Annotated in this window: 17 protein-coding genes; 9 read left to right on the forward strand and 8 right to left on the reverse strand. The window is 63.5% G+C overall.

From position 1 onward, the window contains the following. Nucleotides 1–31 precede the first annotated feature (31 nt). Nucleotides 32–460, reverse strand: coding sequence for a GNAT family N-acetyltransferase (locus E5E96_RS00740; protein WP_073351117.1), 429 nt, complete (start codon nucleotides 458–460; stop codon nucleotides 32–34). 180 nt (nucleotides 461–640) lie between these two features. Here E5E96_RS00740 and rdgC point away from each other — a divergent pair, with 180 nt between their 5' ends. The 4 genes from rdgC (at nucleotide 641) to E5E96_RS00760 (ending at nucleotide 7,121) form a co-directional block, all read left to right on the forward strand. Continuing rightward, a complete protein-coding gene (gene rdgC / locus E5E96_RS00745; protein ID WP_011706841.1) occupies nucleotides 641–1,552 on the forward strand; it encodes a recombination-associated protein RdgC in 912 nt (303 codons plus the stop codon). 179 nt (nucleotides 1,553–1,731) lie between these two features. Then, nucleotides 1,732–3,510, forward strand: coding sequence for a gamma-glutamyltransferase (gene ggt, locus E5E96_RS00750; protein WP_171281347.1), 1,779 nt, complete (start codon nucleotides 1,732–1,734; stop codon nucleotides 3,508–3,510). Between the two features lie 386 nt (nucleotides 3,511–3,896). After that, on the forward strand, nucleotides 3,897–5,540 hold the full coding sequence (ybaL, locus tag E5E96_RS00755) for a YbaL family putative K(+) efflux transporter (RefSeq protein WP_017409102.1): 1,644 nt from the start codon (nucleotides 3,897–3,899) through the stop codon (nucleotides 5,538–5,540). A gap of 399 nt (nucleotides 5,541–5,939) precedes the next feature. Next, on the forward strand, nucleotides 5,940–7,121 hold the full coding sequence (locus tag E5E96_RS00760; protein ID WP_039215030.1) for a M28 family metallopeptidase: 1,182 nt from the start codon (nucleotides 5,940–5,942) through the stop codon (nucleotides 7,119–7,121). Nucleotides 7,122–7,195: 74 nt separating this feature from the next. Here the strand turns inward: E5E96_RS00760 and E5E96_RS00765 are convergent, their stop codons facing one another. Next, the gene (locus E5E96_RS00765; RefSeq protein ID WP_029299523.1) at nucleotides 7,196–7,408 is read right to left on the reverse strand and encodes a hypothetical protein; all 213 of its coding nucleotides are present in this window, start codon (nucleotides 7,406–7,408) and stop codon (nucleotides 7,196–7,198) included. A gap of 316 nt (nucleotides 7,409–7,724) precedes the next feature. Here E5E96_RS00765 and pykF point away from each other — a divergent pair, with 316 nt between their 5' ends. The 4 genes from pykF to E5E96_RS00785 all read left to right on the forward strand — a co-directional run bounded on the left by pykF (nucleotide 7,725) and on the right by E5E96_RS00785 (nucleotide 14,727). Continuing rightward, the gene (pykF, locus tag E5E96_RS00770; protein ID WP_010633307.1) at nucleotides 7,725–9,137 is read left to right on the forward strand and encodes a pyruvate kinase PykF; all 1,413 of its coding nucleotides are present in this window, start codon (nucleotides 7,725–7,727) and stop codon (nucleotides 9,135–9,137) included. A gap of 149 nt (nucleotides 9,138–9,286) precedes the next feature. Beyond that, nucleotides 9,287–12,610 (forward strand): mechanosensitive channel MscK, encoded by a 3,324-nt coding sequence (gene mscK, locus E5E96_RS00775; protein WP_171281348.1) that lies wholly within the window; start codon nucleotides 9,287–9,289, stop codon nucleotides 12,608–12,610. Between the two features lie 211 nt (nucleotides 12,611–12,821). Next, on the forward strand, nucleotides 12,822–13,655 hold the full coding sequence (locus E5E96_RS00780) for a hypothetical protein (protein ID WP_171281349.1): 834 nt from the start codon (nucleotides 12,822–12,824) through the stop codon (nucleotides 13,653–13,655). A gap of 64 nt (nucleotides 13,656–13,719) precedes the next feature. Beyond that, on the forward strand, nucleotides 13,720–14,727 hold the full coding sequence (locus E5E96_RS00785; RefSeq protein WP_171281350.1) for a beta-propeller fold lactonase family protein: 1,008 nt from the start codon (nucleotides 13,720–13,722) through the stop codon (nucleotides 14,725–14,727). A gap of 94 nt (nucleotides 14,728–14,821) precedes the next feature. Here E5E96_RS00785 and E5E96_RS00790 read toward each other — a convergent pair whose 3' ends face one another. Further along, entirely contained in the window at nucleotides 14,822–16,060 is a 1,239-nt protein-coding gene (locus tag E5E96_RS00790) for a uracil-xanthine permease family protein (RefSeq protein ID WP_016351527.1), read from the reverse strand. A gap of 415 nt (nucleotides 16,061–16,475) precedes the next feature. Beyond that, complete coding sequence (locus E5E96_RS00795; RefSeq protein ID WP_011706852.1) at nucleotides 16,476–18,191, reverse strand: NAD-dependent malic enzyme; 1,716 nt, start codon at nucleotides 18,189–18,191, stop codon at nucleotides 16,476–16,478. Between the two features lie 240 nt (nucleotides 18,192–18,431). Here E5E96_RS00795 and E5E96_RS00800 point away from each other — a divergent pair, with 240 nt between their 5' ends. Then, nucleotides 18,432–19,562: a hybrid sensor histidine kinase/response regulator gene (locus tag E5E96_RS00800; protein ID WP_171281351.1), complete on the forward strand. Its 1,131-nt coding sequence runs from the start codon at nucleotides 18,432–18,434 to the stop codon at nucleotides 19,560–19,562. 65 nt (nucleotides 19,563–19,627) lie between these two features. Here E5E96_RS00800 and E5E96_RS00805 read toward each other — a convergent pair whose 3' ends face one another. Genes E5E96_RS00805 through E5E96_RS00820 form a run of 4 tightly spaced genes read right to left on the reverse strand, consistent with a single transcriptional unit; the run spans nucleotide 19,628 to nucleotide 24,339 of the window. Beyond that, nucleotides 19,628–20,599 (reverse strand): formate dehydrogenase subunit gamma, encoded by a 972-nt coding sequence (locus E5E96_RS00805; RefSeq protein ID WP_043163617.1) that lies wholly within the window; start codon nucleotides 20,597–20,599, stop codon nucleotides 19,628–19,630. Further along, entirely contained in the window at nucleotides 20,596–21,219 is a 624-nt protein-coding gene (gene fdh3B, locus E5E96_RS00810; protein WP_011706855.1) for a formate dehydrogenase FDH3 subunit beta, read from the reverse strand. Before fdh3B ends, E5E96_RS00805 begins: the two co-directional genes overlap by 4 nt. Nucleotides 21,220–21,223: 4 nt before the next feature. Continuing rightward, on the reverse strand, nucleotides 21,224–24,112 hold the full coding sequence (locus tag E5E96_RS00815) for a formate dehydrogenase subunit alpha (protein ID WP_216368102.1): 2,889 nt from the start codon (nucleotides 24,110–24,112) through the stop codon (nucleotides 21,224–21,226). A gap of 23 nt (nucleotides 24,113–24,135) precedes the next feature. Beyond that, nucleotides 24,136–24,339, reverse strand: coding sequence for a transcriptional initiation protein Tat (locus E5E96_RS00820; protein ID WP_005303194.1), 204 nt, complete (start codon nucleotides 24,337–24,339; stop codon nucleotides 24,136–24,138). Between the last annotated feature and the right edge of the window lie 31 nt (nucleotides 24,340–24,370).

The following is a 24,370-nucleotide window of genomic DNA, read 5'->3' on the forward strand; positions in this document are numbered from 1 at the left end:
TTTCAAGCCATACCCGGCGCGGCCGGCAGATTCAGGCGGGCTCGCAGCACATCTGGTACTGGGGATGACCGGTGAGGGGATCGGCCACCTCCCCCTCGATCACGAAACCGTGGCGACGATAGAAGCGCACCGCCAGATCGTTTTCCACGAACACCCGCGCATGCAGCCGGGCCCCCTTGGATTTGGCCTCCTGCAGCAGGGCATGGCCCACTCCCCGCCCCTGGCGGTCGGGGCGCACGAACAGGGCCGCCAGGTAATCATCCACCAGCGCCATGAAACCGAGCAGCTCGCCGCGCTCCTCGAACACCCAGATGCAGGCGTGATCGAGATAGCGGGTGCGCAGATCTTCCTGGGCCTGCCACCAGCAGGAGGCATCGACAAAGTCGTGGGCCTGCAGGGAGGCCAGCAACCAGATTTCGACGATCTCGTCCATGTCGTCGGACCGACTCGCCCTCAGCATATTGGTATCCTTGTTAACAACCTGAACATCCGCAGTCTAGGGGAGTTTGATGACGGCTTTGGGGACGAATATGACTCCCTGTGAAGTCGATCGCCCTTTATTTAACAAGAATGATTGGCTGATCACAAAGCGCCTCTCTAGTACAATGCCCGCCGGACAATCTATGAGACCGAGGACGCCATGTGGTTTAAAAACCTGCAGATTTATCGCTTTACCCGCCCCTTCGAGCTGACCGTCGAGCAGCTGGAAACCCAGCTGGAAGCCTGTGCCTTCACCCCGTGCGGCAGCCAGGACATCTCCCGGTTCGGGTGGGTCAAGCCCCTTGGCAAATTCGGCTCCACCCTGACCCACTCCGCCGCCGGCCACATTCTCATCTGTGCCCGCAAGGAGGAGAAGATGCTGCCCGGCACCGTGGTCAAGGAGATGCTGGCGGAGAAGGTAGAAGCGATCGAGTTCGAGCAGGGCCGCGCCCTCAAGAAGAAAGAGAAGGAAGCGCTCAAGGAGGAGATCCTCCACACCTTGCTGCCGCGTGCCTTCAGCCGTACCAGCCAGACCTTCGCCTGGATCAATCCGGCCGACAACCTGATGGTGGTGGACGCGGGATCCGCCAAGAAGGCGGATGACCTGCTGGCCCTGCTGCGCAAATCCATCGGCACCCTGCCGGTGGTGCCGGTGGCCCTCAAGAACCCGCCCGAGATCACCATGACCGAGTGGCTGAACGAGGGCAACCTGCCCGCCTCCTTCACCCTGGAGGACGAGGCCGAGCTGCGCAGCGCCATGGAGCACGGCGGCATCATCCGCTGCAAGCAGCAGGATCTGATGACGGACGAGATCAAGAACCACCTGGCCAACGACAAGCTGGTCACCAAGCTGGCCCTCAACTGGGGCGAAACCCTGAGCTTCGTGCTGGGGGACGATCTCTCCATCAAGCGCCTGAAATTCAGCGAAGAGCTGCGCGAGCAGAACGACGACGTCACCAGCGAAGATCCGGCCGCCCGTCTGGATGCCGACTTCGCCCTGGTCACCGCCGAGCTGGCCCAGTTCATCCCGGCCCTGTTTGCCGCCCTGGGCGGTGAAGAGCAGTCCATCTAAGCGAATTGGCTCAGCCTGATTGCAAAAAACCGCCTCCGGGCGGTTTTTTTATGGGCGTACGCTTGGAGCGACTTGTTGATAGATGAGTAACTTGTTGATCTGACTCAACAACTTGAGTCATTAGCGCCAATCGTGACATAGTCGCCCCTCATGCTCATAAAACAGACAAGGAGAGTGTCATGTTGCGCAAACCACTGGGGCTGGCCATTGCCCTCGCACTGCTGGCCGGCTGCGCCGCTCAGCAGAGCCTGCAAGCGCCCCCCGCCCACACCCTGATCGCGCCGGAGGCCGCCAGCGGCTGGCAGGACAAACAAGGCTGGCAAGGCCGCGACTTCATGGTGGCCGCCGCCAACCCGCTGGCGGTGGAGGCGGGCTACCAGATGATCCAGGCTGGCGGCAGCGCGGTGGACGCCGCCATCGCGGTGCAACTGGTGTTGACCCTGGTGGAGCCGCAATCCTCCGGCATCGGCGGCGGCTCTCTGCTGCTGGTGTGGGATGGCAGCAAGGTTGCGGCTGTGGATGGTCGCGAGACGGCCCCCGCCGCCGCCACGGATCAGCTGTTCATGAAGGATGGCAAGCCGATGGCCTTCTACGACGGCGTGGTGGGTGGCCGCTCGGTGGGCGCCCCCGGCACCGTGCGGGCACTGGCGCTGGCCCACCAGCGTTACGGCAAGCTGCCCTGGGCTGCGCTGTTCGAGCCCGCCATCACCCTCGCGGAGCAGGGATTCGTGATAAGCCCGCGGCTGGCCGCGCTGCTGGCCAAGGACCCTTACCTTGCCAAGGATCCGGACGCGCGGGCCTACTTCTATCAGACCGACGGCAGCCCCAAACCGGCGGGAGCCCGACTGACCAACCCGGCGCTGGCCAAGGTGCTGCGAACCCTGGCAAGCCAGGGGCCGGACGCCTTCTATCGCGGCCCACTGGCCGAGGCCATGGTGGCCAAGGTGCATGCCCACCCGACCAACCCAGGGGTGCTGAGCGCGGTCGATCTCGCCAGCTACCGCGCCAAGCTGCGCGACGGCCTCTGCTTTGACTATCGCCAGAGCCGGGTGTGTGGCTTCCCGGCCCCCTCGTCCGGCACCATTGCACTCGGCCAGATCTTCGGCATGCTGGAGAGCCGCGACATGGCGGCCCTCAAACCGGTGCCAGGGGAGCAGGGCCAGCCGGCCGCTTCCGCCGAGGCGATCCACCTCTACAGCGAGGCGGCGCGGCTCGCCTTTGCCGATCGCAACCAGTACGTGGCGGATAGCGACTATGTGGCGGTCCCCGTCAGCGGCCTGCTCGACAAGCACTATCTGGCTCGGCGCGGCGCCCTCATCGGCGAGCGTTCCATGGGCCTGGCCAAAGCGGGCACCCCGCCGCTGGCACCGGCTCGCGGCCAGGATGCTACCCCGGAGCTCCCCTCCACCAGCCACATCTCCATCGTCGACAAGGCGGGCATGGCGGTCTCCATGACCAGCTCCATCGAAGACGGCTTCGGCTCGCGGCTGATGGTCAACGGCTACCTGCTCAACAACCAGCTCACCGACTTCTCCTTCACCTCGCTGGACGCCGCCGGGCTGCCGGTGGCCAACCGGGTGGAGCCGGGCAAGCGGCCGCGCTCCTCCATGTCCCCTTTGCTGGTATTTGACAAGGACAGCGGCGAGCTGGAGATGAGCCTGGGCTCGCCGGGGGGCTCCGCCATCATCAACTACGTGGGCAAGACGTTGCTCGGCACCCAGGATTGGGGGCTCAACCTGCAGCAGGCCATCAATCTGCCCAACTTCGGCAGTCGCAACGGCCCCACCGAGCTGGAAGCGGGTCGCACCCCGGCCGCGGTGGTCGAGGCGCTCAAGGCGAAGGGGCACGAGGTGGTGCTGAGCGAGCAGACCTCGGGCCTGCAGGGCGTGCAGCGCAACGCAAGCGGCTGGCTTGGCGCCGCCGATCCGCGCCGGGAGGGGATCGCCAAGGGCCAGTGAGCTCGGCTGAATCTGCACTCAGCCCCCCACGCAGCGAAGCGGCCAGTCGGCCGCTTTTTTGTGCTCTCCCTCCCCCAGCTGTGACCAGAAAAACCATCACCGATTGATTACTGTTGCCAGCCTGGCCGCCAGAGAAGCGCGCTTTCGCCTCAAAACAGCCACTTATACAGTTTTAATCGCAAATTAAGTCTTAAATGTGGATAAATATTGTTTTTCTACCAAAAACGTATTATTTTTCAACAGAAACGGCAACTGTTGTCCCCCAGACACACCCTCTGTGCATGCGGCCAGCATCTGTCTCTTTCGCCCCCTGCTCATTGACAGCTGCCCTCTTCGCCCGCGCGGTGATCTGGTAGCCCCCTGACTGCCATTAGCGAGGTGACGACATGGACCACTCCCTTCCCCTGATTACCACTCTGGTCGGCGGCTTCGTGCTGGCCTACATCCTCGGCATGTTTGCCCAGCGCCTCAAGATTTCCCCCATGGTGGGTTATCTGGCGGCTGGCGTCATCTCGGGCCCCTTCACCCCGGGTTATGTGGCCGACATGAAGCTGGTGCCCGAGCTGGCGGAGCTGGGGGTGATCCTGCTGATGTTCGGGGTGGGGCTGCACTTCTCCTTCCGCGATCTGATGTCGGTGAAGCGGATCGCCATCCCCGGTGCCATCGCCCAGATCGCCGTCGCCACCCTGCTCGGCATGGGGCTCTCCTCCCTGCTGGGCTGGGATCCGGTCGCCGGCCTGATGTTCGGCCTCGCCCTCTCCACCGCCAGTACCGTGGTGCTGCTGCGGGCGCTGGAGAGCCGCCAGAATCTGGAAACCCTGCAGGGGCGCATCGCCATCGGCTGGCTCATCGTCGAGGATCTGGTGATGGTGCTGGCGCTGGTGATGCTGCCGATCATCGCCGACATCCAGTTTGGCGAGCAGACCCTGAGCTGGCAGAGCATAGCGCTGGATCTGGGCTGGACCCTCGGCAAGGTGAGCCTTTTCGTGGCGCTGATGATGGTGGTGGGCAGCCGCTTCATCCCCTGGCTGCTGGCCCACACCGCCAGCACCGGCTCGCGTGAGTTGTTCACCCTGGCGGTGCTGACCTGCTCGCTCGGCATCGCCTTCGGCGCGGTCAAGCTGTTTGGCGTCTCCTTCGCCCTCGGCGCCTTCTTCACCGGCATCGTCATGAACCGCTCCGAGCTGAGCCACCGCGCCGCCAACAACACCCTGCCGCTGCAGGACGCCTTCGCCGTGCTGTTCTTCGTCTCGGTGGGCATGCTGTTCAACCCGGCGGTGCTGCTGACCGAGCCGCTGGCGGTGCTGGCCACCCTGTTCATCATCATGTTCGGCAAATCGGCGGCGGCTTACGCCATCGTGCGACTGTTCCGCTACAGCCGGCGCACCGCCCTCACCATCTCCGCCAGCCTGGCCCAGATCGGCGAGTTCTCCTTCATCCTCATCGGGTTGGCGATCGTGCTCAAGCTGGTGCCGGAAGGGGCCCGTGACCTGATCCTGGTGGGTGCCAGCCTCTCCATCATGCTCAACCCGCTGGTGTTCAACGCCGTCGAGCGCTACCTGGAGAAACACCCGGACGCCGACAACGCCAAAGTGCTGGCCGAGTGCAAATGCCCGGCGGTGGAGATGAAAGCCCACACCATACTGGTGGGCTATGGCCGGGTCGGCCGCCTGCTGGTGAGCGGCCTGCAGCAGGCCGGCCGCGAGCTGGTGGTGATCGAGCAGGATCCGCACCGGCTGGAGAGCCTGCGCCAGGCCGACATTCCCCACGTCAACGGCAACGTGGCCGATGACGAGGTGCTGTGCCGCGCCGCCATCACCGACGCCAGCTGGCTGCTGGTGGCCATTCCCAACAGCTTCGAAGCCGGCGAGGCCATCGCCCAGGCCAAGCTCATCAACCCGGCGATCCGGGTGATCGCCCGTGCCCACAGCGACGACGAGGTGAGCTTCCTCACCAAGCAGGGGGCGGACAAGGTGATCATGGGCGAGCGGGAGATAGCCCTCGGCATGCTGGCCCAGGCCACCGCATAGACCGCCATCCAGTGAACCAGAGGGGCCTTGGCCCCTCTTTTTATGCCTCTTTGTCCGCCCGCGCTTCTGGGTACCCAGGCCCCTCCCCACCCATGCCCGCCGGTGTCTCGCGCCGATATGGCACAATTTGACTCCCTTTGTCAGCCCCCCAGGTCAGGGCTGCGCGCCGCCTCTGCGGCAGGCACGCTGCGCAGCTTCCCCTCGCCAGCACAAAGCTCCAGCGGTTACCCCCAGCGGGGCGCAGTAGACAGCAGATCCTGCAGCGGCCCCCACCGGACGGGGGTAGGGTCGCGCCAGATGGGCAAATTCGCCGTTTTCTTCCTTTGGCTAGACTGGGCCAGTCGTCTTATGACACCCACTTGGCACACATGCCTGCAACTCACACTGGAAGGATCCGCTATGAAACCCTTGTTGACCGCCCTCTTGCTCCCCCTGCTGCCCCTCGCCGTACAGGCCGCCGAGCCCGTCTGGATCACGGTCGGTGCCGACAGCGGCGTCGAACTCAAGCAGGTCAAGGCCAAGCTGGCCCCATTGTTCAGCGCCAGCGGCGCCCCGGTCCAGCTGGCCCAGGTCGAGGCGAGCGAGCTTGGCACCCTCTCCCACCTGATGCACGAAGGGCACCAGCGCTGCGGCGGCTATGTGGTGCACAGCACCCTGGCCGACGCCCTGCAGAGCATGGCCCAACCCATCAGCCAGAACCTGTTCAGCGCCCCGCCGCTGACCCAGGGGGCCAGCGTCAACCGGCTGCTGCCCTATCTGGATCAGGGCAACATAGTCGGCACCATCAGCCAGCTCGCCAGCTGGCGCAACCGCTACTACACCACCACCACAGGGGTGCAGTCGGCGGACTGGGTGGCCGGCCAGTGGCAGACCCTGAGCGCCACCCTGCCCTGGGCCAGCGTCAGCCGGGTCAAGCACAGCGGCTATCCGCAGCAATCCGTGGTGCTGACCCTCAAGGGCAGCCGCTACCCGGACGAAGTGGTGGTGCTCGGCGGTCACCTCGACTCCACCGCCGGCTCGGCCCCCAACAGCCGCACCCTGGCCCCCGGCGCCGATGACGATGCCTCCGGCATCGCCACCCTGACCGAGGTGCTGCGGGTCATCGCCGAGCAGGGCCGCCAGCCGGAGCGCACCCTGCAGTTCATCGGCTATGCGGCGGAAGAGGTGGGGCTGCGCGGCTCCAAGGACATCGCCACCCGCTACAAGGCGGCCAACACCAAGGTGCTGGCGGCGCTGCAGCTGGACATGACCAACTACCAGGGCTCGGCGGAAGATATCGTCTTCATGACCGACTACACCGACCAGGGGCTGACCGGCTATCTGGCCCAGCTGCTGGACGCCTATCTGCCCCAGATCCGCTACGGCTATGACAGCTGCGGTTACGGCTGCTCGGATCACGCCTCCTGGCACAATCAGGGTTACCCGGCCGCCATGCCGTTCGAGTCGCGCTTCAACGACTACAACCCCAACATCCACACCGCCCAGGACACCTTGCAAAACTCGGATCCCTCGGCTGCCCACGCCCTCAAGTTTGCCCAGCTGGCCACCAGCTTCGCCATCGAGATGGGCAAGATAAACTGAGCCGCCAAGGCGAGGTGACGCACCTAAAACAAGAGGGAGGCCAGGCCTCCCTCTTTCGTCTCTGCATCTGCCACTCAGGGCTGTCGATGCGCCCCGTCAAGCGGGGTATTGGGGTGCGGCAAGCCTTGCTGTGCGCGGGCCGTGGCGGCCTGGGCCTGGTGCATTTCAAGGCGCTCGAAGGTGCGCAGCGCGCCATCGCGGGGAGCGGGATCCGCCGGCCAGCAGCTGACGGGCAGCGCCTGCACGCCCAGCAGGGCAACGGACAACAGCAACAGATAAGGGGCCATCTTGCGACACTCTTTGCGGCACTACGGTGGTAGCAGAGTGTCTATTCTTGTCGAGGACCGATGACGGCTTGATGACGGGAAGGGATCGTCATTTTACAACATCTGACGAGGCGGGCCGGCGCCGAGATACATATGGCGACATTTATGCCAAATCTGCGCGGACCAGTTAATTTATGCCCTAAAAAGTAGCCAAGAGGAAAACGTTATCCCTGAAAAGAAAACGTTATCTGGTCAAAACGTTGTTTCTGGATCATAAAAAGTATCCAAAAACTGGTGTATATTGCACGGCGGAAACTCCTTAACCATGAAGACTGACATGAAAAAGACCAAAATCGTCTGCACCATCGGTCCCAAGACCGAATCCAAAGAAATGCTGGCCAAGATGCTGGACGCCGGCATGAACGTCATGCGCCTGAACTTCTCCCACGGCGACTACGCCGAGCACGGTGGTCGCATCAGCAACCTGCGCGCTGTCATGGCCGAAACCGGCAAGCACGCAGCCATTCTGCTGGACACCAAGGGTCCGGAAATCCGTACCATCAAGCTGGAAGGCGGCAACGACGTTGCCCTGGTCGCTGGCCAGACCTTCACCTTCACCACCGACCAGACCGTGGTTGGCAACAAAGACAAAGTAGCCGTGACCTATGCCGGTTTCGCCAACGACCTGCGCGTCGGCAACCGCATCCTGGTTGACGATGGCCTGATCGGTCTGGACGTCATCGAGATCACCGAGCGCGAAGTCATCTGTAAAGTACTGAACAACGGCGATCTGGGCGAGAACAAGGGCATCAACCTGCCGGGCGTCTCCATCAAGCTGCCGGCCCTGGCCGAGAAAGACAAGCGCGACCTGATCTTCGGTTGCGAGCAAGGCGTTGATTTCGTTGCCGCCTCCTTCATTCGCAAGAAAGAAGACGTGCTGGAAATCCGTGAGCACCTGAAAGCCCACGGTGGCGAGAACATCCAGATCATCTCCAAGATCGAAAACCAGGAAGGCCTGGACAACTTCGACGAGATCCTGGCGGTCTCCGACGGCATCATGGTTGCTCGTGGCGACATGGGTGTCGAAATCCCGGTTGAAGAAGTGATCTTCGCCCAGAAGATGATCATCGAGAAGTGCAACAAAGCGCGCAAAGTGGTCATCACCGCCACCCAGATGCTGGACTCCATGATCAAGAACCCGCGTCCGACCCGCGCCGAAGCCGGCGACGTGGCCAACGCCATCCTGGACGGTACCGACGCAGTCATGCTGTCCGGTGAGTCCGCCAAGGGCAAATACCCGCTGGAAGCCGTGACCATCATGGCCACCATCTGCGAGCGTACCGATGCCGTAATGCCGTCCAACCTGTCTGCTGCCAACGACAGCAACAAGCTGCGCATCACCGAAGCGGTCTGCAAAGGCGCGGTAGAGACCTCCGAGAAGCTGGACGCCCCGCTGATCGTGGTTGCCACCGAAGGCGGCAAGTCTGCCAAGGCCATCCGCAAGTACTTCCCGAAAGCCTGGATCCTGGCCATCACCACCAACAAGAAGACCGCTGCCCAGCTGGTACTGACCAAGGGTGTGGTTGCTCACGTGGTTGACAGCATCGCCTCCACCGACGATTTCTATCGCATCGGTAAAGAAGCGGCGCTGGCCAGCGGCATGGGTCTGAAGGGTGACGTGGTTGTCATGGTCTCCGGTGCCCTGGTACCGAGCGGCACCACCAACACCGCTTCTGTTCACGTTCTTTAATCGGAACTGAACAAGCTGAAAACGGCGCCTGCGGGCGCCGTTTTTTTTATCTGCCCCCCTGCTGCCCATTCCTGCCCGGTGTTAGAATCCACGCGGATTTAATCCAAGTGGGAAATCTCCCAAATATCGCGTAATAACCCGGAAGTTTTATGCTCTCAACACGCTTCAAAAGAGCCTCGGCCACCCTGTTGCCGCTGCTCTGCTTACTCGTCAGCCTCTGCGCCCCGCAGGCCATGGCGCAGGATGTGCCCTCACGTGCCAGTGTGCAGCGGGCACTCGATGCCCTTGGCAAGTCTGACACCCTCACCGTCAGCCAGCAGGCCGACCAGAAATTCCTGACTGACACCCTCACCCTGCTCGACAGCATCGAGAAGGAGAAGAGCAAAGCCAAGAGCCAGAGCGAGCGCATCCGCTCCCTGCCGACCGAGCTCAGGGACATCAGCGCCAAGCTCGATGCCCTGACCCAGAACAAGAGTGCCGAGCAGATCAAGAGTGAATACGCCAGCATGAGCCTGAGCGAGCTGGAGAGTCGCCAGCCCGACGTCATGGCCAACATGCAAGATGCCCAGGAAGCCCTCGGCACCATCGGCAGCCAGATCACCAGCCTGCAAACCCTGCCGGAGCGGGCCCAGGCCCTGATGAGCCGCGCCTATCAGCGCAGCCAGGAGATCCGTACCCGCCTCAATGCCGGTGACGGGGTGAGCGGCGCCGAGAAGATGAAACTGGGCGCCGAGCTGGCCTTGCAGGAGCTGCAACTGGCCAACCTGCAACAGCAGTTGGACAACCGCACCAGCATGCAGGATCTCGCCGTCAAGCAGCGCGACTACCAGAGCGCCCGCCTCGCGAGCGAAGAGCAGAAGCTGCAACTGCTGCAAGAGCAGAGCAGTGCCAAGCGCCTCGGTGACACCGAAAAGACCGCCGAGCAGACCGGTGAGCTGGTCGCCGCGGATGACAACCCGCTGGTACAAAAAGAGCAGGAGCTCAACCATCAGCTGAGCCAGCAATTGGTCAGCGCCACCACCAACCTCAACTCGCTGGTGCAGAAGAACCTGCAGGCCAAGAGCTGGCTGGAGCGCGGCACCCAGACCGAGCGCAACCTCAACGAACAGGTGCAGATGCTCAAGGGCAACCTGCTGCTGTCACGCATTCTCTACCAGCTCTATCAACAGCTGGAGTCGTCGCCCTCCACGTTGGTGAAGAACCTGGAAGAGCAGATCGCCGACCTGCACCTGGCCCAGTTCGAGCTGAGCCAGCAGCGCGACCAGCTGTTCCAGAAGACCCAGTATCTGGACAACCTGATCGCGAACAGTAGCGAGCCGGTGAGCGAGGAGGACAAAACCAGCCTCTCCAAGCTGCTCGACACCCGCATCAGCCTGCTCGACCAGCTCAACCGCCAGCTGGATGCCCAGCTGACCAACGCCATCAGCCTGCAGCTGACCCAACAGCAGCTGGCGCGGATCTACTCCTCCATCGAATTTACCCTGCAGCAGCACATCTTCTGGGTGAGCAGCAACAAGCCCATCGACGGCAAGTGGTTCATCAACTGGCCGGCCCAGGCCTACAAACAGGCTTCCGACTGGGTACTGAAACCGGACTGGAGCGGCTGGGGTGAAACCTTGCTGCCCATCACCCTGCTCGCCTTCCCGCTGCTGCTGGTGGGTGGTCTGCTGATCTGGAAGCGCCCGGCGCTGGTGGAGCGGCAGAAGAAGATCACCAAGGATCTGGGGCGTTTTCGCCAGGACAGCCAGTGGCACACCCCGCGCGCTCTGTTGTTTACCGTGCTGCAGCGCCTGCCGGGCAGCCTGTTCATCCTGGCTGCCGGCCTGCTGCTGACTGACTGCGGTCTGCTCAGCTCCAAGCTGATTTTCCAGATCACCCTCAATCTGGCGCTCGGCTACCTGGTGTTCAGCGTCTATCTGGCGGTGATGCGGCCGGGCGGCATTGCCGAGACCCATTTCCGCATGCCGAAAGCCGAGCTGCAGGCCAAGCGCACCAGCATGCGCTACCTGTGGGTGCCCTTGCTGCCGCTCATCATGCTGTCGACCAAGGCGGTGGTAGAGCCCTCATCGCTGGGCAACGACGTGGTGGGTCAGGCGCTGACCCTGGCCCTGCTGGGGCTGGCCGCCTACCTGGTGTTCCCCATCTCCCGCGCCCGCATCAAGGGCGAGGCGAGCATGCAGCAGTCCATCACCGCCATCGCCCTGGCGCTGGCGCCGGTGGCGCTGATGGTGCTGGTGGGGCTGGGCTACTACTACACCGCCCTCAAGCTGACCGGCCGGCTGATCGAATCCTTCTACCTCATCATCATCTGGAGCCTGGTCTACCGTACCGCCCTGCGCGGGCTGGAGCTGGCGGCCCGCCGTCTGGCCTATCGCCGTGCGGTGGCCAAGCGCGAGCACAAGTCTTCGGAAGATGCGGAAGGGGGTGAGTCCATCGAAGAGCAGCCCATGGATCTGGAGGATGTCAGCCAGCAGTCCCTGCGTCTGACCCGCACCGTGTTGCTGCTGGTGTTCGGCGTCGCCTTCTACTGGCTCTGGTCCGATCTGGTGGCGGTCTTCTCCTACCTCGACAGCATGGTGCTGTGGCACAAGAGCGTGGGCTCCGGCGCCAATGCGGTGCTCTACCCCGTCAGTCTGAGCGATGTGCTGACCGCCATCTTCATGCTGGGGGCGGCCTGGTCGCTGGCCCGCAACCTGCCGGGTCTGCTGGAGGTGCTGGTGCTCTCCAAGCTGCGACTGGCCCAGGGCACGGCCTACGCCATCACCACCATGCTCAACTACGTGCTGATCGGGGTCGGTACCCTCACCGCCCTCTCCCTGATGGGCATGCAGTGGGACAAGCTGCAGTGGCTCGCCGCCGGTCTGACGGTCGGTATCGGTTTCGGTCTGCAGGAGGTGGTCGGCAACTTCGTCTCCGGCATCATCATCCTGTTCGAGCGTCCGGTGCGGATCGGTGACACCGTCACCATCGGTACCTTCTCCGGCACCGTCTCCAAGATCCGCATCCGCGCCACCACCATCACCGACTTCGACCGCAAGGAGGTGATCATCCCCAACAAGGTGCTGATGACCGAGCGGCTGATCAACTGGTCGCTGAGCGACACCGTCACCCGCGTCATCGTACGGGTGGGTGTGGCCTACGGTTCGGATCTGGAGCTGACCCGTACCCTGCTGAAACAGGCGGCGGACGACAACAGCCGCGTCTTGAAAGACCCGGCCCCCATCGTCTACTTCCTCACCTTCGGCCCCAGCACCCTGGATCACGAGCTGCGCTTCTTCGTGAGCGAGCTTGGCGATCGCAACCCGGCGGTGGACGAGCTGAACCGCAAGATCGATGCCCTGTTCAAGGCCAACGGCATCGAGATCGCGTTCAACCAGATGGACGTCTACATCAAGAACATGAAGGGCGAAGAGCAGAAGGTGGAGTCCGACTCCGCCCAGCCCCCCGCCCTGCCGGGTGCCCAGCCCGGCTAAGGCAGCACGCCATGCCACTCGAAGGCCCCGCAAGGGGCCTTTTTTATGGTCGACGGCCAGCCATCTACGCTGGTTTTGTGACGTGCCGGCCAGAATGGGACGCCGTTTGCCGCTAGCCTGAAGCGCTTACCCCCCCAGTGAGGGGGTCTGCCAATCCAGGCTGGCCGCGATACACTGAGGGGCCAACCCCCACATTTGCCAAGGTGCGCCAATGAGTTCCCAACCTTCTCTGCTCTCTTTTCTCGGCTCCCCCCTGCTCGGGGTGGCCGCCACCTATGTCGACCCCGCCAGCAAGGAGACCGGCGTCTACATCTGCGGGGTCGAGATCCAGGCCGGCGACGAGCTGCAGCTGAACTTTCCCAAGGGGCACCAGCTGGCGGTGGGGGAGAAGATCACCCTGCATCTGGACAACCGCACCGGGGTCGACGAGTACGATGCCTCCTTGAGCGTCTACCGAGTCTCCTACAAGGGGGTGATAACAAAAACCGCCCCGGACAAGGTGCAGGTCACCCCGCTGCAGTTCGAGCTCTGGTACGGCAACCGGGTGGTCTATGGCTTCGCCCAGCCGGACTATCAGCATCCGGCCGATGAACGTCCCGCCTGCGAGCTGCCGGTCACCCCGCTCACCGGCCTGCCGGTGCCTGACCTGCGCGAAGTGGAGAACAAGATCGGGGTGCTGGTGACCCGGGCCCAGTCCCAGCCGCACACCACAGTGCTGGCGTTTCTCTCCTCCGATGAGGACGACATCTTCTTCATCACCTTCCCCGAGACCTTCAAGTCGCAGTTGCTCAAGCGCGACGGGCGCTGCCACTTCGCCATCGACTCGCGGGCGGTGTTCACCTACACCCGCGCCATCGAGTGGAACTACACCATCATCGCCGCCGATGCCTACCAGATCCCGCAGGATCACCCGCTGTTCGAGCCCATCCGCGCCGCCTTCGTGCAGAAGAATCCGTGGGAAGTGGGCTTCTTCAGCCACCCGCAGGTGGAGCTCTACCACCTCAAGGCCCGTCAGGTGGTCTGCCCGGGGCGGGCAAAAGAGTAGGCCAGAGCGGGCCCGAAAGAGGATAAGATGACCGCCGTTGCCCATGACAAGGAGTAGAGAGCAGATGCAGCAGGTCGTTTATGTGGCGAGCCCCGCCAGCCAGCAGATACATGTGTTCGCCCTGGCCGGGAGCGGAGAGCTCGCGCCATTGCAGGTGGTCGACACCCCGGGCCAGGTCCAGCCGCTGGTGATCAGCCCGGACGGGTACTGGCTCCATGCCGCCGTACGGCCCGATTTTGCGCTCATCAGCTACCGGATTGGCGTGGATGGCCGGCTCAGCGAGCCTAGCTCGGCGCCGCTGGCGGGCAGCGCCTCCCACACCGCCATCTCGGCCGACGGCCGCTTCCTGCTGGCGGCCTCCTATGCCTTCAATCATGTCACCGTCTCCGCCATCGGAAGCACCGGTCGGGCAGCGCCGCCCCACCAGCAGCTCGACGGCTTGCAGGCCGCCCACTCGGTCACCCTGCTGGCCGCCGATGGCCAGGGCGAGCAGGAGGTGCTGGTCGCCTGCCTCAAGGAGGACCGTATCCGCCGCTTTGTGCTCTGTCGGGAGGGTCGGCTGCGCCCCCATCCGCGGGGAGATCTGCAGACCGCCAGCGGCGCCGGCCCGCGCCATCTGGCGCTGCACCCAAGCAATGGCGACCTCTATTGCCTGAACGAGCTCGATTGCACCATCAATCGCTACCGGCGCAGCGCCAATGGCGGCATCACACTGTGCCAGAGCCTGGAGATGCTGCCCGCCGGTTATCAGGGGGAGTACTGGGGGGCGGATCTGCACGTGACGCCGGATGGGCGCTTTCTCTACAGCAGCGAGCGGGCCAGCAGCCTGCTGACCCAGTTCGCCATTGCGCCGGATGGCGAACTCGGCGTGGTCGGCCACTTCCCCACCGAAACCATGCCGCGCGGCTTTGCCATCGACGGGCAGGGCCGCTGGCTGCTGGCGGCAGGGCAAGCCTCCCACCAGCTGGCGCTGCACCGCATCGATCCGGCCAGCGGCGCCCTGACCCTGCAGGCACGCCAGCCGGTGGGCGAAGGGGCCATGTGGGTGCGGGTGTTGACGCTGGCGCCCTGAGCTCTGGACCTCGGGCCCGATGCATCGACAAAACAGAGAGGCCACCCTGGGGTGGCCTCTCTTTCATCATCTCAATGCAAGTCAACACAGGGATTTAATCCTTGGCGCTCTCCATGGCCCCCTCTTCGGAGTGCTGGGGCAGGATGAGGTTGAGCAGGATGGCGGCCACCGAGGCCAGGCCCACGCCAGCCAGGGCGAAGTCACCGATCTTCATCTCCAGCGCACCGACACCCACGGTCAGGGTCACGGCCACGATGGCGATGTTGCGCGACAGCCCCAGATCCACCTTGGACTCCACCAGGGTCTTGAGACCGATGGCGGCGATGGATCCGAACAGCAGCAGCATGATGCCGCCCATCACCGGCATCGGGATGGAGGTGAGCAGGGCGTTGAACTTGCCGAAGAAGGCCAGAATGATGGCGAACACCGCGGCCCAGGTCATGGTCACCGGGTTGAAGTTGCGAGTGATCATCACGGCGCCGGTCACTTCGGCATAGGTGGTGACGGGGGGACCACCGATGAAGCCGGCGAAGCAGACGCCGATGCCGTCACCGGCCAGGGTACGGTGCAGACCCGGGTTCTTGGTGTAATCCTTGCCCGTCACGCCACCGATGGCCAGCACGCCGCCGATGTGTTCGATACAGGGGGCGATGGCCACCGGCAGCATGAACAGCGCCGCAGCCCAGTTGATCTCGGGGGTCACGAAGTGGGGCAGCGCCAACCAGGGGGCATTCACCATGCCATCGAAGCTCACCTGCCCCATCAGCACGGCGGCCACATAACCGGCGATGACACCGGAGAGGATGGGGATGAGCTTGATCCAGCCCTTGCAGAACACCGCCGCAATCAGGGTCACCGCCAGCGAGATGCCGGCCAGGGTCAGCGCAACCGAGGCTGGCACGACCTGTTCACCACCGGCGCGGCCCATCGCCATGTTGCAGGCCACCTGGGCGACCGACAGACCGATCACCATGATCACCGGACCAATCACCACCGGCGGCAGCAGCTTGTGCACGAAGCCCATCCCACGCACGCGAATGAGCGCGGCCAGGATGAAGTACATGAAACCGGCGGCAAACAGACCGAACATGGTGGAGGGCAGGCCCCAGGTCTGGGTGGCGTAAATGATGGGGGCGATGAAGGCAAAGCTGGAACCGAGGAAAATCGGGACCTGGCGGCGGGTGCAGAGCTGGAACAGCAGGGTGCCCACACCGGCGCCAAGCAGGGCCATGGAGGGGTTCAGTCCGGTGAGCAGGGGCACCAGAACCATGGCACCGAAGGCGACAAACAGGATTTGCAGCCCGGCGACACTTTGCTTGACTAAGGAAAACATGGATGTCCTTAATTTTTTGATAACTGACAGGGATATTTGACACTTTTCAGTTATCACAAGACTTTTTCAAGGCACTGAATGAGCCATTCGGCGTCATTTGTTGCCTCTTACTGCTTGGGGAGGGCATGAAACTGGCTTTTTAGGCGGGATTCGTTGCTACAAGCATCGAGGAAGCGATTTTACGCACTTTTATCGCCGACGCCAATCGTTTTTCTGCCTGGTTTATTGAGCGCCAGTACAACAGGGTTATGTTTTATACGCCGAGTGAGGGAAAAAGCAGGGGATTGGACTTGCAATGATGCGGGTTCACTGTTTGACGGCCGAGTTTGGCTACCAAGGCAAAAGAGCTGCAAAAAAGAGAGGGGGCAATGCCCCCCCCTCTACTATCAATGAGTCAATAACACCGGTAAGTAGTCTATACCCGGCGATAGGGCAGATAGACCGGCTCCCACATGTGGTTGAGGATGTGCTGCTGCAGATCCTGACCGATCAGCGGATGGGAAGGATCCCGCCGCACTATGTCCTTGAGCACCGCCGTCGCCACGTGCACCGAGATGTTGCGCAGCTCGCGAATGCGCGGATAGACGGCCCCCTTGGCCAGGTCCACCTCGCTCACGCACTCTGCCAGCGCAAAGGCGGCGGTAGTGAAAATGTCCGGCGTGATCTCGCGGATCTGGCTGACGATGGCCGCCAGACCCACCCCCGGGAAGATGAAGACGTTGTTGCCCTGGCCGACCCGGAACTCCTGCCCTTCATAGTGCACATCCTTGAACGGACTGCCGGTGGCGACGATGGCCTTGCCCTTGCTCCAGCGATAGATGTCGTCCGGCAGCGCCTCGCAGTTGGCGGTCGGGTTGGAGAGCGGGAACACCATGGGGCGCGCGCAATGTTTTTGCATCAGCTGCACGTGCTCCTCCTTGAAGGCGCCGCCCGAGCCGCTGGTGCCCAGCAGCACTGTGATCGGCACGTGGCGCAGCACGTCGGTCAGGTTGGCCTTGCCGGGCACCTCGGTGTCCCAGCCGGCCAGCAGCAGACCCGGCTTGGCGTAGCGACGCTTGTACTCGTCGAGCCCCTCGCGGTTGTCACACACCAGCCCCTGGGTATCCAGGATGTAGATGCGATCGCGCGCCGCCTGCGGATCCAGCCCTTCGCGGATCATGCCCGCGCAGATCTGATCCGCCACCCCCACCCCGCCGGCACCGGCGCCATAGACCAGGTAATTCTGCTGGCCCAGGGTCTCGCCCTTGACCTTGACCGCCCCTATGATGCCCGCCAGCACCACGGCCCCGGTACCCTGGATGTCGTCGTTGAACGACGGCAGCGACTGCTGATAACGGGAGAGATTGTTGAAGGCGTTGGACTTGCTGAAGTCCTCCCACTGCAGCACGGCGTTCGGGAAGTGGCGCTTGACCCCGGCCACGAACTTGTCGATGAAGTCGTCGTACTCCTTGCCGCGAATGCGCTTGTGGGGCTGACCCAGGTACATGGGATCATCCAGCAGCGCCTGATTGTCGGTGCCCACGTCGAGCGCAATGGGCAGGCAGCAGGCGGGGTGAATGCCGGCAGCCAGGGTATAGAGGGAGAGCTTGCCGATGGGAATGCCCATGCCGCCCACCCCCTGGTCACCGATCCCCAGGATCCCCTGGCTGTCGGTCACGACGATGATGCGCACCGATTTGGCATCCAGCTGACGGGCCAGGGAGCCCATGTCATCGACGTTCTTCGGGGTGATGTAGAGGCCGCGCGCCTTCTGGTAGCGGTGGCTGAACTCCTGACACGCCTTGCCCACGGTCGGGGTGTAGATGATGGGGGTCATCTCCTCCACATGGCGCGCCAGCAGGGCGTAGAACAGGGTCTCGTTGCGATCCTGCAATGCCCGCAGGTTCTGATACTTCTCGATGTCGCTGCAGGCGCTCAGAAAGCCCTGATAGACCCGATCCAGCTGGGCTTCGAAGGTTTGCACCTGGGGAGGCAACAGGCCGTCGAGCTCGAAGTCGGCGCGTTCCTGTTCGGTAAAGGCGGTGCCCTTGTTGAGATTGCGATCGTTGAGCAGATCGGTGCCAGTCAGTGCAACGGGGCGAAAATCTTGTCCCTGTGCATCTTTCCACAGCAGATATTGTCCGGTAGCCATAGTCATTCTCTTTGATTTACGTGAAATTGCCGTTCGGCAGGAGAGCAAGACTCATAATGAAATCAATCATATGACGTTTGCCTGTTTAGTTTTGTGAGCTTGGGCATACCCTGCGGCCAAAATCCGCGCCGAGGCGGGCAATGGTCTCATACCGGCCACGCGCCACAGAGAGCGGCCAACTATGCTCAACAGCAGGCCACCGGCAGGGAGAGGTTCCCGGGGGCAGGAGAGAACAAACAGATGAGTGAAATCCTGATCGTCGATGACATGGCATCCAACCGCTACATCTTGCGCAGTCTGCTGGAAGAGGCGGGTTACCGGGTGCGGGAGGCCACCGACGGCCTGCAGGCGGTGGATGCCGCCACCGAGTTCCCCCCCGATCTGGTGCTGATGGACATCAACATGCCGGTGATGGACGGTTACGAGGCGTGCCGCCGCATCAAGCAACTGCCGGGCCAGTGGTGCCTGCCGGTACTCTTCATCAGCACCAACAGCGGGATCGGGGCGCTCGAGCAGGCCTTTCAGGCCGGCGGCTGCGACTATGTCTCCAAGCCGTTCCACCAGCTCGAGGTGTTGGCCCGGGTGCAAAACCAGCTACGTCTCAAGGAGCTGGGGCGTCAGCAGGCCAAGGTGCAGCTCTACCAGAGCCTGTTTCAGCTCACCGCCGGCATCGCCCACGAGATCAACACCCCCATCGGCATCGGCATCACCGCCTCCAGCCTCATTCACGGCGCCGGCGATCTGCTGGCCAACGCGGTGCAAAACGGCATGCTGGGGCAGCGCCTGCTCCAGCAGCAGCTCACCGACATCAAGGAAGGCAACGAGCTGGTGGAATCCAGCCTGCGCCGGGTCGCCCTGCTGGTGACCCGCTTCAAGGAGCTGACCCGGGATCAGACCGAGCTGCCCGCCACCTCCTTCGCCGTACAGAAGAGCCTGCGCAAGCTGCTGCAGGCCTTCACCCCCGAGTTTCTCATCGCCAGGGTCAACGCCGATCTGGGCGGCGAGGAGGTCACCCTGACCGCCCCCGAGTCGCTGTTTCTCGACCTGGTGCAGGAGCTCATCAAGAACAGCATGGAGCACGCCTTCAAGGGGCCGGGGGAGCACCGCCTCTCCCTGCAGGTGGAGCGGGCCGGCAACGAGCTGCTGCTGATCTACCGGGACAACGGCCCCGGCATGGCGGCCGAGCAGCTGGCCCACCTGTTCGAGCCCTTCTTCACCACCCTGCGCGGTGACGCCCGCCACTGCGGGCTGAGCGCCTGTCGCATCCACAACCTGGTGGAGAACAACCTGCACGGCCAGCTCACCGTCACCAGCCCGCCCGGCGAGGGGCTCTGCTACCGCATCCGGCTGCCGCTGCAGCCGCAGCTCTGAGCGGCAGACACAACAAAGGGGCGCCGCAGCGCCCCTTCTCTTTCATCCTGATGTCGCGGTCAGCCTCAGCCTGACTTGCCTGCCTTGGGCTCGTCGAGCTGGTGCTTCACCTCTTCATACCAGAGGTCGTGGTGCTCCTTGGCCCAGGTCTCGTCCACCTCACCACTGATCATCCCCTCCAGCGCCCCTTCCAGCTGGAACAGGCCCATGTAGATGTGGAAGATGAAGCCGCAGATGAGGATCAGGGCGCCTACGATGTGGATGAAGCTGGCCCACTCCATCTGGCGGCGCAGCTGGCCGAAGATGGGGAAGTCCAGAAACAGCCCGGTCGCCACGACGATGCCGCCAAACCAGATCAGCAGCCAGAAGATCGCCTTCTCGCCACCGTTGGAGAAGCCCGCCGAGGGGTGACTCCCCTTGTGGGGCCCCAGCATGCCGCCCGCCTTCATGAACCAGCGCACGTCCACCATGTTGACGATGTTGTGGCGAAACCACTTGATGAGCACTCCCATCAGGCAGAGGAAGAAGAGCGGCCCCACGTAGTTGTGGAACACCTTGGCGAACCAGATCCAGTTCTCCCACACCCCGATGCTCACCACCGGCTTGATGAAGTGCTTGCCGTAGATGATGGCCAGCCCCGACCCGGACAGGGTCAGGAACATCCCTGCCGTGCTCCAGTGCAGCGCCCGATCGAGCCGGCTCCAGCGCTTGAGCTTGCGCCCGGTGCGCGGCTTGGAGAGCTTGGTCGGCCCCACCGCCCAGTACATCAGGCCGCACATGGCCAGGGAGCCGAAGATGGCGATGGCACCGAGCGGCGACACCCACTTGGTCTTCACCTCGAACCAGAGCTGGCCCGGCACCGAGATGAGCACCCCGTGCTCCGGCGAGCGGGAGGTGGTCACCCCCTCCTGCCCGTCCTTCACCGCCCGCCAGTAGTCGGCGCCAGCAAAACCGACCGCCTCTTTCTCTGCGTCGGCGAAGCTGGCGGTACTCACCAGCAGCAGGGCGGCAAACAGGGCCATTAGCCAGGTTTTCATGCCGCCCCTCCCTTGCCCGCCTTGCTGGCGTCGTAAAACAGCTCTTCACCACTGCCCCAACCCGCTTCCTTGGCGCCGCGATAGGCGACCCGCTCGCGGAAGATGTCGGAGATGACCTGCGCATCCCCCGCCAGCAGCGCCTTGGTGGAGCAGAGCTCGGCACACATGGGCAGCTTGCCCTCGGCGATGCGGTTGGCTCCGTACTTCTGGCGCTCCGCCTCGCTGTGATCCTCTTCCGGGCCGCCGGCGCAGAAGGTGCACTTGTCCATCTTGCCCCGATCGCCAAAGGCGGCGGTCTTCGGGAACTGGGGCGCCCCGAACGGGCAGGCAAACAGGCAGTAGCCGCAACCGATGCAGAGATCCTTGTTGTGCAGCACGATGCCGTCGTCGGTGTGATAGAAGCAGTCGGCCGGGCAGACCGCCATGCAGGGGGCGTCGGTGCAGTGCATGCAGGCGACCGAGATGGAGGTCTCCCCCGGCAGACCGTCGTTGAGGGTCACCACCCGGCGACGCTGGATGCCCCACTCCAGGGCATCGTCGTTCTCGTTCTTGCACGCCGTCACACAGCCGTTGCACTCGATGCAGCGCTTGGTGTCACACATGAATTTCATTCTGGCCATGAGATCAGGCTCCTACTTGGCGAAAACGGCACAGGGTGACCTTGGTCTCCTGCATCTGGGTAACCGGGTCATAGCCATAGGTGGTGACTATGTTGACCGACTCCCCCAGCACATAGGGGTCTGACCCTTCCGGATATTTGGCGCGCAGATCCTGGCCCTCGAAGTGGCCACCGAAGTGGAACGGCATAAAGGCGAGCCCAGGTTTGACCCGCGGGGTCACCAGCGCCTTCACCTTGACCCGGCCCCCTTCCGGCCCCTCCACCCACACATCCTGACCGTCGCGCACGCCGACGTCGTTGGCATCCGCCGGGTTCATCTCGACGAACATCTCCTGCTGCAATTCAGCCAGCCAGGGGTTGGAGCGGGTCTCGTCGCCGCCCCCCTCGTACTCCACCAGACGGCCGGAGGTGAGGATGATCGGGAACTCCTTGCTGACGTCCTTCTCCTGCACCGAGGCATACTGGGTCGGCAGGCGCCACAGGCTCTTGGCGTCCGGCCAGGTGGCGTAGTCGGCCAGCAAGTCGCGGCGCGGGGTGTAGAGCGGCTCGCGGTGCTTGGGCACCTGATCCGGGAAGGTCCACACCACGCAGCGCGCCTTGGCGTTGCCGTAAGGCACGAAGCCGTGCTTGATGGCCACCCGCTGGATGCCGCCGGAGAGGTCGGTCTTCCAGTTCTTGCCCTCGGCCTCTTTTTTCTCGGCCTCGGTCAGCTCATCCCACCAGCCGAGCTGCTTCATCAGGTCGGCGGTGATCTCGGGATAGCCATCCTCCACCTCGCTCCCCTTCGGCCAGGAGTCTTCGGCCAGCAGCGAGACGCCCTGATACTCGATGCCGAAACGGGCGCGGAAGCCGCCGCCCCCTTCCGACACCGGAATGCTGGTGTCGTAGAGGATGTGGCTGCCGGGGTGTTTCATCTCCGGGGTGCCCCAGCAGGGCCAGGGCAGACCGTACACTTCGCCGCTGACCGGGCCACCCTCGGCCTTGAGGTTGGTCTTGTGGAAGGTGTGCCAGTTCTGCTGGTGCGCCTTGAGCCGCTCCGGGCTCTGGCCGGTGTAGCCCACGCTCCACATGCCGCGGTTGTATTCGCGGGTGATGTCTTCCAGCAGTGGCTCGTTGTTCTCCACCTTGATGTGCTTGAACAGCTCATCGGCAAAGCCGAGCTTCTTGCTCAAGAGATACATGATCTCGTGGTCCACCTTGGATTCGAACAGGGGTTCTATCACCTTGTCGCGCCACTGCATGGAGCGGTTGGTGGCGGTGACGGAACCATAGGTCTCGAACTGGGTGGTGGCCGGCAACAAGTAGACGCCGTCGGTGCGATCGTTCATGACGGCAGCGACCGTGGGGTACGGGTCGACAATCACCATCATGTCGAGCTTTTGCATCGCCTTCTTCATCTCGGGGCCACGGGTCTGGGAGTTGACCGCATGGCCCCAGTAGAACATGGCGCGGATGTTGGAGCCCTGCTCGATGAGATCGGCGTTCTCCAGCACCCCGTCCACCCAGCGGGAGACCGGAATGCCGTTATTGTTCATCGGCAGTTTGCCGTTGTAGGCCTTGTTGTCGAAACGGGCCTTGATCCACTCGTAATCGACGTCCCACACCCGGGCCCAGTGCTTCCAGGAGCCCTCTTCCAGCCCGTAGTAACCGGGCAATGAGTCGGAGGTGACGCCAAAGTCGGTGGCGCCCTGCACGTTGTCGTGACCACGGAAGATGTTGGTGCCCGCCCCGCTCTTGCCCACGTTGCCGAGGGCCAGTTCGAGGATGCAGTAAGCGCGGGTATTGTTGTTGCCGGTGGTGTGCTGGGTACCGCCCATGCACCAGACCACGCAGCCGGGGCGGTTGTCGGCCAGCAGTTTGGCGGCGCCATGGACCTGCTGTTCGTTGAGGCCGGTCACCCGCTCCACTTCGGCCGGAGTCCAGCGCGCCACCTCTTTTTGCACCTCGTCCATGCCGTAGACGCGGGTGCGGATGAACTCCTTGTCTTCCCAGCCGTTCTTGAAGATGTGCCAGAGCATGCCCCAGATAAAGGCGACGTCGGTGCCCGGGCGCAGGGAGAGGTACATGTCCGCCTTGGCGGCGGTACGGGTGCGACGCGGGTCGACCACCAGGATCTTGCAGCCGTTGCGCTCTTTTGCCAGCAGGATGTGCTGCATGGCGACCGGGTGGGCCTCCGCCGGGTTGGAACCGATGAACATGATCGACTTGCTGTTGTGCATGTCGTTCAGGCTGTTGGTCATGGCGCCGTAGCCCCAGGTGTTGGCGACCCCGGCCACCGTGGTGGAGTGGCAGATCCGTGCCTGGTGATCCACGTTGTTGGTGCCCCACAGGGACGCCATCTTGCGAAACAGGTAGGCCTGCTCGTTGGAGTGCTTGGCGGAGCCGAGCCAGTAGACGCTGTCGGGGCCGGACTCCTTGCGAAGGCGCTGCACTTCATTGCCCACCTCTTCGATGGCCTGCTCCCAGCTCAGACGCTGCCACTTGCCGCCCACCAGCTTCATCGGGTACTTGAGGCGACGCTCGCCGTGGCCGTGCTCGCGCAGGGCCGCTCCCTTGGCGCAGTGGCCGCCGAGGTTGAAGGGGTGATCAAACGCCGGCTCCTGACCGGTCCAGACGCCGTTTTGCACCTCGGCGTAAACGCCGCAACCCACAGAGCAGTGGGAGCAGATGGTGCGCTTCACCTCGACAGGTACGTCGGCCGCTACGGTTTTGGCCTCGGCCCGCTGCATCATGGCTGGGGCCAGCCAGCCAGCGGCCACGGCGCCGCCGGCCACCAGACTTGAGTTGACCATAAAGGCGCGGCGGGTCAGCCCCTGACCGCGAGCGGCCCCATTGCTTTGCAAGCTGCCCTGCTCGCCCGCCTGGGGCTGCTCGGCACGTTTCGTCAGTTTCATGAGTTCTCCTTCACTGAGTCGGCTCAGTCGGTGCCGCGCAGGGTGCGATAAAAGTCGTGAACATGGGGGGTCTCCCGATAGCCCTTGTCCGGCTCGGTGTCGTGGGTCAGCACCTCCTTGCCCACCACCCGGCCAGTGGCACCGGCCAGCACACCAATGGTGGCAACCACCCCCACCCCCTTGATCAGATTGCGGCGGGACGGGTCTTTCAGTTGTTCATCGCTCATCTTTCTGTGACCTCTGTTGTTATGGTCGGCT

The organism is Aeromonas sp. 1805 (genome assembly GCF_013085525.1).
GTDB lineage: Bacteria > Pseudomonadota > Gammaproteobacteria > Enterobacterales > Aeromonadaceae > Aeromonas > Aeromonas hydrophila.